Source organism: Parundibacterium terreum (genome assembly GCF_014636315.1).
GTDB classification, from domain to species: domain Bacteria; phylum Pseudomonadota; class Gammaproteobacteria; order Burkholderiales; family Burkholderiaceae_D; genus Undibacterium; species Undibacterium terreum.
On sequence record NZ_BMED01000001.1, the window covers coordinates 702,796 to 718,980 of the forward strand.

At 56.8% G+C, this 16,185-nt stretch carries 12 protein-coding genes; 2 read left to right on the top strand and 10 right to left on the bottom strand.

Annotation, left to right across the window (positions count from 1 at the left end):
• The first annotated feature begins 86 nt into the window (after window positions 1-86).
• A complete protein-coding gene (locus IEW12_RS03265) occupies window positions 87-1,256 on the top strand; it encodes a hypothetical protein (RefSeq protein ID WP_188564537.1) in 1,170 nt (389 codons plus the stop codon).
• 9 nt (window positions 1,257-1,265) lie between these two features.
• Here IEW12_RS03265 and IEW12_RS03270 read toward each other — a convergent pair whose 3' ends face one another.
• From IEW12_RS03270 to IEW12_RS03295, 6 genes are all read right to left on the bottom strand, one after another.
• On the bottom strand, window positions 1,266-3,713 hold the full coding sequence (locus tag IEW12_RS03270) for an ATP-dependent DNA helicase (protein ID WP_229750889.1): 2,448 nt from the start codon (window positions 3,711-3,713) through the stop codon (window positions 1,266-1,268).
• Window positions 3,710-5,368: a VRR-NUC domain-containing protein gene (locus tag IEW12_RS03275; RefSeq protein WP_188565628.1), complete on the bottom strand. Its 1,659-nt coding sequence runs from the start codon at window positions 5,366-5,368 to the stop codon at window positions 3,710-3,712. Before IEW12_RS03275 ends, IEW12_RS03270 begins: the two co-directional genes overlap by 4 nt.
• A gap of 225 nt (window positions 5,369-5,593) precedes the next feature.
• A complete protein-coding gene (gene ggt / locus IEW12_RS03280) occupies window positions 5,594-7,318 on the bottom strand; it encodes a gamma-glutamyltransferase (RefSeq protein ID WP_188564538.1) in 1,725 nt (574 codons plus the stop codon).
• Window positions 7,319-7,422: 104 nt separating this feature from the next.
• Entirely contained in the window at window positions 7,423-8,388 is a 966-nt protein-coding gene (locus tag IEW12_RS03285) for a dipeptidase (protein ID WP_188564539.1), read from the bottom strand.
• Window positions 8,389-8,463: 75 nt separating this feature from the next.
• Window positions 8,464-8,685: a hypothetical protein gene (locus tag IEW12_RS03290; RefSeq protein ID WP_188564540.1), complete on the bottom strand. Its 222-nt coding sequence runs from the start codon at window positions 8,683-8,685 to the stop codon at window positions 8,464-8,466.
• 115 nt (window positions 8,686-8,800) lie between these two features.
• The gene (locus IEW12_RS03295) at window positions 8,801-10,261 is read right to left on the bottom strand and encodes a catalase (RefSeq protein WP_188565629.1); all 1,461 of its coding nucleotides are present in this window, start codon (window positions 10,259-10,261) and stop codon (window positions 8,801-8,803) included.
• 454 nt (window positions 10,262-10,715) lie between these two features.
• Between IEW12_RS03295 and IEW12_RS03300 the strand changes: the two genes are divergently transcribed.
• Entirely contained in the window at window positions 10,716-11,237 is a 522-nt protein-coding gene (locus IEW12_RS03300; protein ID WP_229750891.1) for a hypothetical protein, read from the top strand.
• 102 nt (window positions 11,238-11,339) lie between these two features.
• Here IEW12_RS03300 and IEW12_RS03305 read toward each other — a convergent pair whose 3' ends face one another.
• The 4 genes from IEW12_RS03305 to IEW12_RS03320 all read right to left on the bottom strand — a co-directional run bounded on the left by IEW12_RS03305 (window position 11,340) and on the right by IEW12_RS03320 (window position 16,122).
• Complete coding sequence (locus IEW12_RS03305; RefSeq protein ID WP_188564541.1) at window positions 11,340-12,263, bottom strand: fatty acid desaturase family protein; 924 nt, start codon at window positions 12,261-12,263, stop codon at window positions 11,340-11,342.
• A 244-nt stretch (window positions 12,264-12,507) separates the two neighbouring features.
• On the bottom strand, window positions 12,508-13,425 hold the full coding sequence (locus IEW12_RS03310; RefSeq protein ID WP_188564542.1) for a DUF2145 domain-containing protein: 918 nt from the start codon (window positions 13,423-13,425) through the stop codon (window positions 12,508-12,510).
• Entirely contained in the window at window positions 13,422-13,877 is a 456-nt protein-coding gene (locus IEW12_RS03315) for a hypothetical protein (RefSeq protein WP_188564543.1), read from the bottom strand. The genes IEW12_RS03310 and IEW12_RS03315 overlap by 4 nt, the downstream gene beginning before the upstream one ends.
• A gap of 292 nt (window positions 13,878-14,169) precedes the next feature.
• On the bottom strand, window positions 14,170-16,122 hold the full coding sequence (locus tag IEW12_RS03320; RefSeq protein WP_188564544.1) for an SPFH domain-containing protein: 1,953 nt from the start codon (window positions 16,120-16,122) through the stop codon (window positions 14,170-14,172).
• Window positions 16,123-16,185 lie beyond the last annotated feature (63 nt).

A 16,185-nucleotide genomic window follows, 5' to 3' on the forward strand; every position in this document is an offset into this window, starting at 1 on the left:
TGCTCCCCCCGAAGGTTTGCCGATGGCAACATCGACAAGTATCTGCGGGCACTGTAGGATGCATTTATTCTGTGGCGGAGACTATCATGATCATCAAGACGTCTTGTGCTTTAGCTTTTACTCCCCTGTTGCTGACAGCCTGCGTGACCACCGGTGACGCACCGCCAGCTTCCAAAAGCGGCGCCGCAGCCCCTGTCATGACGAGCCCCGCAACCCAGACCGACACCATGCCCGCGCTGCCCGAACCGGTCGTGGACAGCAAGGCTGCCGCCACTGCGATACTCAATACCAGCTATACGATAGACGGCCTGATCCTGCCTACGGTGCGCGGCCAGCAATTGATACAGACCCGCAGCGACATGCGCCGCACCGATGCCGTGATGAACTTCGACAACCGCCTGATCAATGCCTTCGCCGGCGACAACCGTTCCGCCGACATCATCCGGCTGGACAAGAAGCTGGTCTGGACACTGAATCCCGCAAAAAGAACCTATAAAGAGTGTCCACTGGCAGGCTGCAGTACCGGCACCGGCAATGCGCCGGAAAAATCCAAACCCGAGCAAAAATCAAAACCGTCGGAACCCAGTTGCCCGCTCAGCCTGAAGAAAAATGAGTTGAAGGTGCTCGCCACCGGCGAACAGAAAAATATCAATGGCTTCAACACTGAACGCATACAACTGACATGGATTGTGGAACTGGAAGACAAGCAAAGCCGCCGCAACAGCAACCGTGTACAACTGGATCTGTGGACCACGCCGGAAAACAGCCAGATCAGGCAGGTACAGGCACTCAATGAAAGTTTTCAGAAGCGCTGGATGACTGCACTGGCAGTGCCGGAGCATCCTTTCAGCAAATATGTACCGCGCGAGGTAATGGGTTCTTTTGGCGGCCTGATGCGGGGTTTCAGCGCCAAGGATGCCAGGGCATTTGCAAGCTGGGGCGGCGAACTGAAAAAAGTACACGGCTATCCTATCGCCATGAACCTGTCGTGGACTGTCAGCGGCAACGCCTGCGGCGATGATAGCAATACAGCAAACAGCGCGACACAGCGAGCAAGCCTGCCGCCTACCAGCGTCAGCGGCGCCATCAGCAGCCTGCTGGGCGGCATGGTGGAAGACAAGGTAAAGGAAACCGCGAAGGCCGCAGCCGCAGGCGGCGCCTTGCTAAGTTATAACTATGAAGTCAAGACCATCGATATCAAACCAGTCAGCGACAGCGGCTTCAGCCCCGACCCTGCCTATCAGCGGGCGCAATAGAAACACGCACTAGTCCTTGGCCAGAATGCCGATTTTCCACCATGCGGGCAGCAAGGCCCGCACTTCCGGCCGCTTGAACCGGTCATCGATCAGATATACGTAGCCCTGATCGGATTGGGTGCGTATCACGCGTCCGGCCGCCTGCACCACTTTTTGCAGGCCAGGGAACAGATAGGTATAGTCATACCCCCTGCCAAAAATACTGTCCATGCGCTGCATGATCTGCTCATTGACCGGATTCAACTGCGGCAGGCCCAGTGTGGCGATGAAAGCGCCTATCAGGCGGCTGCCGGGCAGATCTATGCCCTCCGCAAAAGCCCCGCCCAGCACCGCAAAACCTATACCCTCGCTGCACTGCGTGAAACGCGCCAGGAATTCTTCGCGCGCCGCTTCCTCCATGCCGCGCGACTGCTGCCATTGCGGAATATCCGGGTAGCGCTCGGCGAATAGTGCCGCTACTTTTTGCAGGTAGTCAAAACTGCTGAAGAAAGCCAGGTAATTGCCAGCATGGCGCCGGTACTGCTGCGCCATCAGTTCGGTAATTGCCTGCAAGGATGCATCGCGATCCCGATAGCGGGTAGAAATAGCGGCCGCTATGTTCACTTCCAACTGATCCGCACGGAAAGGCGATTCCACGTTGATCCACGGCGTTTCTCCCGGCAAGCCCAGCATGTCGCTATAGTAGTCCCAGGGGCTCAGCGTGGCCGAAAACAGCACTGTGGAATGGGAATCCTGAAAACGGTGCTTCAGGAAAGGCGCGGGAACGATATTGCGTATGCACAGCAGCGCATTCTTGCGGTAGGCCGCGCCCGTGCCGGTATCGACATCCTTGATCACGTCAAACAAGGAATGTTCGCCGAAGGCTTCCGCCAATTGCGTGAACAGCAGCGCATCGAAATAGAAGTGCAACAGCTTGCTGTCCTGCCCCACTGCTGGATTGGTTTGCTGCGACGGTTCATTGATCAAATCAGAGGGCACATTATTTTCGGCGGCATCCACCACGCCGCTTACCATGAAGTCGCCGATGGCAGTCGTCGCCTGCTGCATTGCCTGCAAAAATTTTTCAGGAATTTCCGGGTACACCTGGTAACGGGCGCCCTGCTCCTTGTGCAAGGCATTCCATTGGCGGCTGACACGGTCCAGTGCTTTTTTCAAGACTGCCGGTGCGGTCCTGCGCATGATATTGAACTCGGCCTGATCGAGTTCGGCGCTATACATCTTGCGGCCACGCTCAACCAGGTTATGTGCCTCGTCAACCAGTACGCTGGCCTTCCACTGATAAACCTGCGTCATCGAATACAGCATCGCGCTGATGTCGAAATAATAGTTATAGTCACCCACGATCACATCTGCCCAGCGCGCCAGGTCCTGGCTCAGGTAATACGGACACACCTGATGCTGGCGGGCGATATCCCTGACAGCGCCCTGGTCCAGCATGCCGGCCACATCTGCCTGCGAAGAAGCTGCCTCGGGCTTCGCCCAGATGATCGCCGACTGTCGCGCCTGCGGCAACCTATCGTAAAAACCGCGCGCCAGCGGGCAGGAGTCGCCATGGCAAGCCTTGTCCGGATGTTCGCAAGCCTTGTCGCGCGCAACCAGCTCCAGCACTCGCAAAGGTGCAGCTATCTTGCCCGGCCTGGCTGCCTTCAACACATGCAAAGCATCCAGCGCCAGCCTGCGGCCCGGTGTCTTGGCGGACAGGAAGAAAATCTTGTCCAGCGCCTGTTTGGGCATTGCCCTCAGCAAGGGATAGAGCGTGCCTATGGTCTTGCCTATGCCTGTCGGCGCTTGCACCATCAGGCAGCGGCCTGTGCTGGCCGCCCTGTAGACGGTTTCGGCCAGATGGCGCTGGCCGGTGCGAAACTCCTGATGCGGAAACTCCAGCCCGTCCAGCGCCAGGTCACGCGCCGCTTTGTGCGCCAGCTCTTGCCCCGCCCAGGCCAGGAAAGCCTCGCACTGCTCTTCAAAATGGCGCTTCAACTCCACCGCAGAGTATGGCTCGGCCAGCACCGTTTCCTTCTGGCTGGCGATATCGAAGTAGACCAGCGCCAGGCTGAGCTCATCCAGACCCTCCAGCCCCATTTGCAGGCAGAGCAGATGACCATAAATTTTCACTTGCGCCCAATGCAAATGACGATGATTGGCGGGCATTTTCTTCAGGTCGCCGCGATAGGTCTTGATCTCTTCCAGTTGCCTTTTGGTCGGATCATAGCCGTCGGCGCGGCCACGCACAGTAAGTTGCTTGTAGTCGCCGCTAAGGCTCAGCTCAGTCAAATAACCGGCGGGCCTACGGGAAGTAACTGTCGCATGCCCGGCGATGCCTTCTTGCGCAGTCGGCGATGGCGTGAAGCGCAAATCCAGATCACCCAGCTTGGCAGTGAACTCGCACAAGGCCCTGACCGCGACCGCGTAGCGGGCAGGCTGAACCGGCGCCGGTGGAGATATTGGCTCAGTCAAGCGACTTCCTCTTCCGCCCACTGCACATAACAGACCGCAACCGGCATGTCGTTTGCGACGCAGTAATCCAGCCAGCGTATCTGATTATCTTGCAGGCGGTCGCCAGGCCCCTTGACCTCGATCAGTTGATAGCGGCGCTCCTGCGGCCAGAACTGGATCAGGTCCGGCAAGCCGGAGCGATTGACCTTGATATCTTGCAGCAGCCGCTCAAACCATTTCTTCAGATGCGCAGCCGGTATGCAGGCCAGGGCCTGCTCCAGCAATTCCTCCGTCAGACTGCCCCAGAACACAAAGGGCGACTGTATGCCGGCTTTTGCGATAAAACGCGCACGTATGGCCTGCTTGTATTGTCCCGACTCCAGTTGTGCCAGGCAGAGCGTAAATTCGGCTTCGCGCCGGTGATAAAAGTCGGCGCTATGCAAATCAGCCGGACCAGTATGATAGGGATGAAAAAATGCGCCGGGCAAAGGCAGGAAAATGGCATCCCAGCACAGCAGGCCAAACAAGGAATTGATCAGCGTATTTTCAACGTAATGCACCGCCGCGTCCGCATGCTGCTGTGCCAGATGTTCCCTGACCACGCCTTCCACATAGAAATCCGCTTGCGGCCTGGGCAGAAGCAGTTCCACATTGCTGAGCCTGATAGCTGCGGCTACCGGCAAGCGGGAATGCCCCAGCTTGCGCCGCAACCTGGGCAGCATGCGTGCTAGCTGCTGCTTTTCCGCTTCGCTTTCCGGTGCCTGTTGCGCGACATCCGCCAATTCAAACGCAGCGGTAAAATCTTCCAGCCGCTCCAGCACACGTATGCGGCGTGCCCGCGCCCCCGGGTAATTGCAGGACCGGTAAATCTCCAGCGCGGCAACCCAGTCCTGCAGCTTTTCATACTGCTGCCCTATCTGGAACAACAGCTTGGCACGCCGCCCCTCCAGCCAGGGATTATCCAGCGCAGAGCCGATATCTGCGATGATGCCGGGCAGCGCCTGCTCCAGATTGAAGCGTTCGCGGCATTGGTGCAGGTGCAGGTAGGTGTCCACGTCGGCGCGCGTGCGAAAACCGCACGAGGCCGCAGAAAACTCCACCTTTTCATATTTGTAGATACCCAGATCGGCCAGCACGAATTCCGACCAATCCTGGTAAAGATTGCCAAAGAACATCAGGCGCAAGCGGTTGCACAACTCCGCAATCTGCAGGTGATACACACAGTCATCGCATGCGGGATACCAGTCTTGCAGGCTGTGGGTCTGGTCGGCAAATTCGGCCTGCAGCATTTCCAGCTGGTCTGCCTTCTTTGCCGCCGCCACCGGCCCGGACAAGCCCAGTGCAGCCGCAATCTCATCCTTCTTCAGCAGCACGAACAGGTGCTCCAGATATAGCAGCGGCGCATCATCCACCCAGCCCGCCGCCACTAGCTCTGTTGCCGCCTTACGCGTATCGCCGATTTCCGTATAGTTCAATTTACTGGCGCGAAACAGCTCTCCCTTGCGCATGACCATTCTCACCAGAAGGGCCTGGGAAGCCCAGGGCATTTCAGCAAACCGGGAAATGAATTCACGCTCCTCCACTATCAGCAAATCATCGTAGCGCATACTGATCCAGTCCAGCACCATGCGGAAATTATCCAGATAGTAGTAAGGGTTTTCCAGCGTAGGGATCATGGATGGCAAGATTGCAATATTGCCTGATTTAAAACAGGCAAAGGCTTTGGGCTGCAGGGAAATGAGTTTAAGTCGGCAATTGACTGTATATGCGCACAGTATATCATCGTCTCAGTGGCAAGACTGATTTTCTGAAGCACCGCAGACAAAGCGAAGGCATGAAAAAAGCCGGCCGCCCCGAAGGCGGCCGGCTTGGAAATCTATTTAACTGCAGTTCAATTCAGATCAAAAACCCAGAGCCAGACCGGAGTTCCGGCGCGGATCGTTGGCCCCGTAAAACTTGTTTGCGCCGCGTGGCTTGCCGTCTGCGGTGGGTGCGCCCACCAGGATCGCGGCAATATGGTTGGCAGGTTGCGGTGCGCCCAGGTTATGCCCCATCGCGGTCAATATCTTGCGGGTATCCGGGCCGAGTGCATTGATTTCCACATTGGTCACATCCGGCAGCCATTGCTGGTGGAAGCGCGGCGCATCCACTGCTTCCTGGATATTCATGCCGTAGTCGATCACATTCATGATCGTCAGCGTCACTGCCGTGATAATGCGGCTGCCTCCCGGCGTGCCAACCACCATGAAGGGCTTGCCGTCTCGCGTGACGATGGTAGGCGCCATGGAACTCAGCGGCCGCTTGCCCGGCGCAACTGAATTGGCCTGCCCTTGCACCAGCCCATACATATTGGGCACTCCCACCTTGACGGTGAAATCATCCATCTCATCATTCATCAGTACGCCGGTAGTGGCTGCGGTAACCTTGGCGCCGAACCAGTCGTTCAGAGTATAGGTGACCGAGACAGCATTGCCATCCTTGTCAACGATGGAATAATGCGTGGTATTGCTGCCTTCATGCGGCGCCACGCCCGGCTTGATGTCCTTGGAAACACCGGCCTTGGCCGGATCAATAGCAGCACGCACTTTCGCCGCATAGCCCTTGTCCAGCAACCTGTCCAGAGGATTTTTCACGAAATCCGGATCACCCAGATAGCTATTGCGGTCAACATATGAATGCCGCATCGCCTCGATCTGGTAATGCACGCCCTGCGCCGAGCCATAACCGAGTTCCTTCAGTGGATAGGCTTCGACGATATTCAAAATCTCGCAAATCACCACGCCGCCAGAACTGGGTGGCGGCGCAGACACGATGTGGTAGCCGCGGTAGTCGCATTCCACCGGCGCCATTTCGCGCACCTTGTACTGATCCAGGTCCGCCTGTGTCAATATGCCCTTGCCTGCCTGGCTAGCTGCGACCAGCGCCTTGCCCACCGGCCCCTTATAGAAACCGTCAGCGCCATAGCGGCTGATCTGCAATAAAGTCTTGGCCAGGTCCTTTTGCGCCAGTACCTGCCCCGGTTTGAAAGGCTCGCCCTTGTTCAGGAAAATAGCAGCCGAAGGCGCATCCTGACGGAAGTCTTCGGTGGCGGTAGTCAGCATATCCACATCGCCCTCATCCAGTACGAAGCCGCCTTGCGCATAGGCCACGGCTGGCGCCATGACCATTTGACGCTTCATCGTGCCGTATTTGGCCAGCGCATACTCCATGCCTGCCACGCTGCCCGGCACACCGGAGGCAAGATAGCCTTTGCTGGACAAGCCTTTGATCACTTCTCCCTTGGCATCCAGATACATATTGGCCGTTGCCGCCAGCGGCGCCTTCTCGCGAAAATCGAGGAAAGTCTTGCGGCCGTCTGCCAGTTGTATGGTCATGAAACCGCCGCCGCCCAGATTGCCGGCCGCCGGATAGACAACCGCCAGCGCATAACCAACGGCGACTGCCGCATCAATCGCATTGCCGCCCTTTTTCAGGATATCGACGCCCACCTTGGTGGCGAGATGCTGGGCGGTGACGACCATCCCGTGTTCAGCCGCAACCGGCGCTTGCGAAGCGGCATGCGCAGTGCAGGAAACGGCGATTGCAATGGAAAATGCGAGACTTTGCCGTATCAGGGAAACTTGCATGTTGGGCTCCTCCAAACAGAGATATATCTTATCGGTATGAATATCTTATTATCAAAAACACCAGTCCGTGCAGGTATTTTGTTTCAAGCCATTACAGAGAAAAATCAGTCCCGCCACACCTGCTGTGCGACCCGCAGCATGTTGCCGCCGAGGACCAGTGCCGCCTGCTCGCGGTTCATGCCGACCTTTTCCAGCGCGGCGGGCAGCAGCTTCCATGTGTCCACCGGGGTAAACGAAGGTGGCTTGTCCTGGTCATAACCGGCCGAGGCCGGCCACCAGTAGCCTGGGTCAAAATCACCTGCAGGCGTGTCGTCCAAACCTTCTTCGCGGAAGCAGATATCCAGGCCTATCCCTGCATGCTCAATGCCCACCAGATCGGTAATATAGGCAGCGTGGCGGGCCACATCGTCTGCGTTAGGGTAGTCACTGCCAAGAAAAAAGGACAGCCCGGATAGGCAGACGACGCCGCCGGTTGCGGCGCAGGCGCGTATCTGTTCATCTGTGATATTGCGCCCGTGCCCAGCCAAGGACAAAGGATTGGCGTGGCTGAAAATAACCGGCTTGCTGGACGCCTGCATGATATCAAGGCTGCAGCGCCGTCCAGTATGGGAGCAATCCATCAGCATGCCTGCCTCGTTCACCGCCTGCACCATGCGCCACCCCAATGCAGTCAGGCCGCGCTCCACGTCGTGGCAGCCGTCTGCCACATTGTTATTGCGGTTATAGGCAAAGTGAATCTGCCGTACGCCAAGCTGGTGATACAGGCCCACCATCTCGGGCTGGTCCATCAAGGGCATGGCACCTTCCAGGTCAAAGCCTATGGCGATCTTGCCATCCGCTGCAGCCTGCCGGATATCGGCAATACGGGAAGCTAGCACATAGCGTTCCGGCTGCGCCGCAATCGTTGCCCGAAAGCCGGCAATCACCGCCATCACCTGCGGCACCGGGTTCATGTCTGCACCGACATTGATAGAGACATAGTTCACGCCTGCCGCATGCAAGGCGGCAATGGGTCCAAAACTGGCTTGCGGGTGTATAGGCAGACAGGCGTGTGCGTCCCAATGGATCATGTTTCAAACTCTCGGTGAAGGGAATAAGTCGTCGTTCGACTATAGCTTATTCCATAAACGCCAGCCATGGACGGTCTAGGTTTTTTTGCTCCCAGCCTTGGTGCCACCCTGGATACTCAGCACGCCATCTTTGTAGCTGAGTACCTGTCCGCCGACCTGCATGCCGGCTTCCAGCTTACCCTTCTCCGCCTTGGCCTGGTCGGTGGAAAACTGCGTGACATGATAATTGCGTACATCCCGCAGAATTTTTTTCTTGCCGGCGGGCGCGGGTTTCACATCCTTTTTGCCGAAAATCATCGTCATCCCTGGTCGTGGTCATTCCGGCGTAGATGCGCCTGAAGCCACTAATTACAAGCATTGAATAAAAAAGCCGGCTCCGTCAAGGAACCGGCTCTTGCGGGAAGCTGAAAAATTAGACGACCTTGTTCGGCGTTTTGTCCGAAGTGCCGCGCTCCAAGGCTGCCGCTACGCCGGCGCCGTAGGCAGGATCGGCCTTGGTGCAATTGGAGATATGGCGCTGCTGGATTTCTTTGGAAGCATCCCCGATGGAGCGCGCGGTATTGTCAAACAGGGTCTGCTGCTGGGCCTTGGTCATCAGGCGGAACAGATTGCCGGGCTGTGAATAATAGTCGTCATCCACCCTGTGGTTCCAGTGGTCTGCGGCGCCTTCTATCGCCAGCGGCGGCTCCGCATAGTCCGGCTGCTCCTGCCATTTTCCATAACTATTGGGCTCATAGCCCAGAGTGCCGCCATGATTGGCGTCCACCCGCATGGCGCCGTCGCGGTGATAGCTATTGACTGGGCATTTAGGCGCATTGACCGGAATCTGGTGATGGTTCACCCCCAAGCGGTAGCGCTGCGCATCGCCGTATGAAAACAGGCGTGACTGCAGCATCTTGTCCGGCGAAAAGCTGATGCCGGGCACCACATTGGCGGGAGAAAAGGCCACTTGCTCGACTTCGGCGAAGTAATTTTCCGGATTGCGGTTCAGCTCAAAATGGCCCACTTCGATCAGCGGATAATCCTTGTGTGGCCAGACCTTGGTCAGGTCGAAAGGGTTCAGGTGGTAGCTACCGGCTTCTTTTTCCGGCATGACCTGGATGAACATGGTCCAGCGCGGGAAATCCTTGTTTTCTATGCTGTCGAAGAGGTCGCGCTGCGCGCTCTCGCGATCACGCCCTACCAGCTCGGTCGCCTCGGCATCGCTGAGGTTTTGTATGCCCTGCTCGGTACGGAAATGGAATTTGACCCAGAAGCGCTCATTTTTGGGGCTGATGAAGCTGAAGGTATGGCTGCCGAAGCCATGCATATGGCGATACGAGCGCGGTATGCCCCGGTCGCTCATCACGATGGTGACCTGGTGCAGCGCTTCCGGCAGATTGGTCCAGAAATCCCAGTTGTTGTTAGCGCTGCGCAGATTGGTCTTGGGATCGCGCTTGACGGCGTGGTTCAAGTCAGGAAACTTGAGCGGATCGCGCAAAAAGAAGACCGGCGTATTATTGCCGACCAGATCCCAGTTGCCCTCTTCTGTATAGAATTTCATGGCGAAGCCGCGGATATCGCGCTCGGCATCGGCAGCGCCACGCTCCCCGGCCACAGTGGAAAAGCGCACTATCATTTCGGTCTTCTTGCCTACCTGCGCAAACAGCTTGGCCTTGGTGTACTTTGTGATGTCATGCGTGACGGTGAAAGTGCCATAGGCCGCAGAGCCCTTGGCGTGCATGCGGCGCTCAGGGATCACTTCCCTGTCGAAGTGCGCCAGTTTTTCAAGATGCCATACATCCTGCAACAAAGCCGGCCCCCTTGGGCCTGCTGTCTGGGTATTCTGGTTGTCGACGACCGGCGCGCCCGCCGCAGTAGTAAGTTTGTTCATCATTCATCCTTTTACGAGAGAAATCAGATTACGGGCTGTTTTGACAGCAGCTAAAACCGGTCCCCACCACCAAAACACCCCACCCCAGATCTGCGCCTGCGCGTAGCATTGCACCGCATTCCGTCAGGCATCTGCAGGCCCCATCACCGGCGCGAGCAAACGCATGGAAATGGGCAGCACCCATTATGCTTGATTTTTCTACAATGCACAGAACGGCCGGCTACTAGCTGCAGGCACAAATTACCTTGGGGAAATAATATTTTTATGCCGATCCGCGCTGAATAAATCGCTATCGGCGATAATGGAGGCTTGCGGTAATTTAATACCCTTAATACCCGCTCTACACCCGATTAATATCCGACTAATACTCGGTTCAATACCAGGCGAAGCAGCGAATTTTGCTCAGAGCGAGAAAAAAAGCTGGTTTCGTCATTCATTTTGGAAATAAAGTATTTTGAGCACAAGAACTAAGCGCTGGAACGGCAAGATCGACACCTTTACACCGGATTACCTGAAAAACGTCGTTGAAAAAATGACAGATTACGGCGACCGCGTGCAATTCGCGCTGACCGGCACCGGCATAGGCCCCAACTACCAGACCATCAACGCTGCCGACAAGCGCATGACCTTCGACAGCAGCAACCGCCTGGTCCATCCAAAGGAAGACGAGTTCAGCGTCGGCAATGTGTCTGGCATCTTCACGCTGGACCAGATCAAGATGGTCATCGCCGGTGGCGTCGTCAAGACCAGCAGCGGCACCCGCGTCACCCGCTCCAGCAGTGGCGCTACCCGTAACACAACCGCTGCGGTCAAGGCGCAAGACCTGATTGACGCGGCAAAGTACGACTACTTCAAGAACAACCGCCAGACATTGCCGCCAACAATAGGCGAGCATTCTGCAGAAATCACCGGCCTGATGAAAAAAGGCATGTCGGCAGAAGATGCATTTGCAGATGTCGTGAAACGCTATTTCTGATTGTTTCAGGCAAAAACACAAAAGCGGGCAATTTGCCCGCTTTTTTTTTGCTTGATGGAGAACGGAGCCTGATGCGCCGCCAGCAAAGGCATCAGTATGCGTTCATGCAGGGGCTGCCAGTTTCAGCAGGCTGAGGTAGCCGCTTTGAATTTCCATGTCCTTGACGGCGCCGCTGGCCTGCAGCAAGCGGTGCGCCCGGGGCAGGCTCCAGCAAGGCAGGCTGGTGAACATATGGTGCTCGCAGTGGTAATTGACCCAGTAAGGCGCAATCAGTATGCGTTCCAGCATATTTGCGTGCGTAGTGCGCGCCTGCCGCAAGGGATGGACTTCATTCTGCGCCACCAGGGCGTGCTCGGCAATATTGCGTATGCGTGATATCAGCGGCAACCAGGTCATCATCGGCAAAAGCCACATGCTCACCCAGACCCACCACCAGCCCGCCGCTGCAAACAGCAGGAAGGCCAGACCATTGCCAAGCAAAAAGCGCAGGTCTTTGGCAAGCTCCTGGCAAAACAGCTTCACAGCCGACTCCCCCTCTTTCCGAACCCGGATTCTTTGCGCGATATGCCCGAAGCGCTGCTTGACGAAGGTCTGCCCGCTAAGGTCTCGTATGACCTTGCGCCACAGCGAGGCCCGGGTGATAGGAAAAGGCGCCGACAGTACCAAATCAGGATCCTCGGACTGTTGCACATAGCGATGATGCTGCAAATGGTAAGGCCGGTACAGGCCCAGCGTATAAGAACAAAACCAGTTTGCTACCCAGTCGTTGATCTTGCGGTTGGAATGCAGCCCCGCATGCGCCGCGTCATGCATCAGGATGAACAGACCCAACTGCCGGGTGCCGACCACCAGCACTGCCAGCGGAATCAGCAGCGGCCACAATGCGCCGGCCAGCATGGCCAGGCCTATCACCAGCCAGCAATGCACCACCAGCAATATGCCTTTCCAGGATGAGCGCGCGGTGAGCCGCGACCATTCTTCTGCGGTAAAAAATTCGTCGGGCCTGGCGCGAGGTGCAACTGCCATGTTTGCTTCTCCTGCGGTTTGCCTGTGCCCCTGCTAATTAGCGGCTGATGGGCGGCTGATGAATACGGTTAAATGAACTAATCAATGCCGATCATAACGTATCTCGCCGACAATTTATTGCGCTGTGCAACATGGCAAGAGCAAGCCGAAACTACGGGATGGCTGGCGAGGATGCTGGGATAACAGTGTGGCAAACTGGGAATAGAAACCTTGTATCGCCTGTTCAGCAGCAAAGCAGGCAATATCAGTCAAACGCCAGGACGCGATCCCCTTCGCCCGGCTTGCAGCCATCGGCCACAGGCGTCCAGCCGCGATGCACGACAATTTGCCGCTCGTCATGGCACACTTCGATACGCTCGCTATCAGGAACCCGCTGCCGCACAAAGGCTTCCACCGTCGAGGGCAGGCTCACCTTGAGTTTCATCGCGCGGCGGTCCTCTTCCGGATGATCGCCGAGATGCACCAGGGGCACGAACATCGACGCAAACATCACAGCATGGGAGCCAACATCCACCGGCTCGGGGGCATAATTGGCCTCTTGCAGCCAGTGCTGGGCTTGCGTTCGCAGATCATCTGCATCGGCCAATCCCCCCCAGGCCACGGCCAGCATTTCCATCACCCACTGGTTGCAGTTCTGGTAGCGCGTACTGAATGGGTAAGCATTGGCACTGTAGTTCACCGCCAGCAGATGCTGGACAACCGGGGTGTCCAGCACCGCGCGGCGCAGTGAATTTGCCTCGCTGGCAGGCAGGCTCACGATGGACACATAGGCAAGCGAAGTGTCGTCGATGCCTGTAACAAAACCGGGGATGCCCTGATCGTAGATGCGCGGGCCCTCTTCACTGCAGGCATAGTACAGTTGCCGGGCCGACCACGCGCCCTGGTCGTCACGCCAGCTAACGGCAGCGTGCGAATAACGCAGTTGAAAACGCGACAGGTCCAGCCCTGAACGGCTAATGAGTGCCGAACTATCGCCCAGTGCATTGAGCTCTGCGCGAACTACGGCGGCAAATTGCAGCGACCGGTCTTGCTGGCCGGCCGTCAGTTGCTGCGTGCGATCGCAAAAAGCCGACGAGGCGGATGTACCGGATGAGCTCGATTGCGCCTGGGCGGCAACGGCCAGGAGCAAGCTTGCAAGTATAAATGTACAGCCAACCCTCACAGGCTCACCGGACGGGCGGCAAGGTCGTTATACCATTCATCCTTGAGCACCAGATAGAAAGCTTCCCTGGTGTCGCTGCGTGCAAACTCAAAACCATACACGCGATTGCGTGCATGCACCAGATCGCCGCGGCCCAGCCCCTGCTTATCGAAAACGGCCTGCGGCAAGTCCAGCACTATCTGCTGGCGCGACTCGTCGGCCTGCATGGTAAGGCGGGTAATGCCGGCGCGATCCGGGGCTTTTGCCATTTCAATGATGCGGTAGTCGCCATCGGCTGTCTTATCGTGCCCGGTCGAACTATTGCTTGATCCGCGGAAGGAATCGGAGATACTGCCGCTGGAAGCCGATCCCGCACTGGAGGCAGACGATGCAAAGCTTTCGGCATGGGCATGCAAAGCCATGCCCACGGCTGCAGCGAGAAAGGTAGCGCGAAAAATCAAAGGTAAGCCCATCGAATGCTCCCGGGGTGTGAGAAATATGTGAAAAATAAGTGATACAGGAATGAAGCCTAAAGCGACCCGCCTTTGCAATCGACTACCTTCCCGCCGGTGAGCTTGCTGCCGCACACGGAATTTAGCAAGGCTCTGCTGACAAATATACCATCCTGATAATGTTTTTGAGGCGGCAAATACAGCCTGTAACAATTTTCCGGCAGACAAACGGAACGCCAGCGATCTGCAAAAAAAAAGCGTGTCCGCAGCCCCTCGCGAACACGCCAAGCCTCAACTTTCAGAATGTAGATACTTATCTGACTCCCGGTACTGCATTAGCTGCTCTCAGGGACTGTGCCAGCTCGCCTGCCTTGACCGAACTCATCAGTGACATCAGCGTCGAAAAAGCATTCGATTCATTGCCGCCGCCCATCTGTATCTGCGGCACCAGCGGGGTCTTCGATGCCTCGAACGATTCTGCCAGGCGCAGCATCACTGTTTGCATCAGCTGCTTGTCCGCGCCTTCGCCTTCCATCGCCTCAGACTTGGCCTTGATCGCTGCCGCTTCCGCCTCGCCCACCGACTTGATCGCAGATGCGCGGCCGGCGCCCTCCATTTCCTGCTTGAACTTCTCGGCCTGCGCCAGCGATTCTATTTCCTGGCGTTTTTTCTCGGCCGCTTTTACGCTGGCAGAACCCTGGTTTTCCTTGATCGAGATATCGACCAGCGAGCCGGTCAGTTCTTTCTGTTTCGCTGCGCGCTGTTCGGCTTCGTTCAGCTCGCGCTCCTTGTCGGCAGCAATCTGTTTCTGCGCAAAGGTTTCCACCTGCTCACGGGCGATCTGGCGATCACGCAACTGGGCCATGATGCTTTCTATCTTGGTATCGCCTGCCTGCGGCTTGGGCGTACCGATCAACACCTCCTGAAATTCCAGCGAATAGGCCTGGAAGCGCTCCCGCATGTCTTCCGACGCATTGTTCTGCAACTCGCTGCGCGACTGTATCAACTCAATGAAAGTTTTGGTCTGCGACACGTTCTTAAAGTAAGACGACACCATAGGGTCCAGGGTCTGCTCCACCAGTTGGCCGACGTTGCCAAAGCGCTGCACCACCATCGGCGCCTTGCGGTAGTCGATATGCACGACCACGGACAAAGGCAGATTGGGTTCAAACGCATCCTTGGTGATCAAGGTGATCTCGCGCAAATTCTTGTCAAAGCTGGAACCACTCTCCCCCGATTTCCACATCAGCACGAAGTTGGTTGTCGGTACCAGTTCTATCTTGCCGGCATAGGTATTGAATGCATATTTACCGGGCATCAAAGGATCGCGCCAGACGCCGCGGCAACCGGATTGGACCAGTTCGCCATGACTATATTCATTGCCGGACAAGTCATCGCCCTTGCGGCCGGTGTACGACACGACCACACCGACATAACCGACCGGGATGATGGTCTTGCGGATAAATTCCACGGTTGCAAACAGGCGATTGATGTAATAAGTGCCCTCCACAAGCACGCGCTCCTGGCGGCCGCGGCGGCCACCGGCAGCGATGAATTTTTCAGGTTCCTGGAAAGAGTTATGCGTGTCACCCACATCCGGCGCCAGCAATTCATCCTTCAACAGGCCGGGGCCATCCTGCACCGTCACCACCGCCAACTGATCGGAATCGTGGCTGCCGGTCACCTCCTTGATCACCACGGGGGTGAAGGCATTGCGCTCATCCAGAACGCCACGCATCTTCTCGTAGTACAGCTTCTCTTGCGCATCCAGAGACAGGGAATAAGTCGCTTCATCCGTCATCACGACAAACAAGGCCGGGTTGATGATATGGGTACCTTCGCGCAAAATCTTGCGTTGCGGTCCCTTCTGGCCGGCACCTTCAATAAAGGCGCGCACATCGCGGAAGTCACTGACTTTGGAGTTATCTGCCAGCGTCTGGCCGGCAGGCAAATCTATGCCGTCACGCGCAAATACATAGGCGACCTTGCCCTGCGTGACCGATACCATGGGATGAATATGCACACGATACTGGAACGGTGCAAAAAAATGAAAACCGCCACGGCGCAATTCAGGCTGAAAACCCGCCTCGCCGTTCAAGGCCAGCAGACCACTTTGCACTGAACCGCTGCCGCTCCAGAGCTTTTCAACGACGCCTACCCTGTCGTTGGGAATGTAGCGCACCATGCGCGACGCATACAGGAAAAACACCAGTACGATAAACAGAACGACTGAGAGGATCACACCACTCGAAAAGGGGACTAACATGATTTCCTTCTTATAAGAATAATAAGGATTTCAGTGTAGTCCGTTCCATGAAGGAAACTACGG

Bases quoted from the DNA above. Each gene is read 5' to 3' on its own strand.
- IEW12_RS03265 (WP_188564537.1), top strand. From the start codon at position 87: ATGATCATCAAGACGTCTTGTGCTTTAGCTTTTACTCCCCTGTTGCTG.
- IEW12_RS03290 (WP_188564540.1), bottom strand. From the start codon at position 8,685: ATGATTTTCGGCAAAAAGGATGTGAAACCCGCGCCCGCCGGCAAGAAA.
- IEW12_RS03315 (WP_188564543.1), bottom strand. From the start codon at position 13,877: ATGGGCTTACCTTTGATTTTTCGCGCTACCTTTCTCGCTGCAGCCGTG.
- IEW12_RS03305 (WP_188564541.1), bottom strand. From the start codon at position 12,263: ATGGCAGTTGCACCTCGCGCCAGGCCCGACGAATTTTTTACCGCAGAA.
- ggt (WP_188564538.1), bottom strand. From the start codon at position 7,318: ATGCAAGTTTCCCTGATACGGCAAAGTCTCGCATTTTCCATTGCAATC.
- IEW12_RS03295 (WP_188565629.1), bottom strand. From the start codon at position 10,261: ATGAACAAACTTACTACTGCGGCGGGCGCGCCGGTCGTCGACAACCAG.
- IEW12_RS03320 (WP_188564544.1), bottom strand. From the start codon at position 16,122: ATGTTAGTCCCCTTTTCGAGTGGTGTGATCCTCTCAGTCGTTCTGTTT.
- IEW12_RS03275 (WP_188565628.1), bottom strand. From the start codon at position 5,368: ATGATCCCTACGCTGGAAAACCCTTACTACTATCTGGATAATTTCCGC.
- IEW12_RS03285 (WP_188564539.1), bottom strand. From the start codon at position 8,388: ATGATCCATTGGGACGCACACGCCTGTCTGCCTATACACCCGCAAGCC.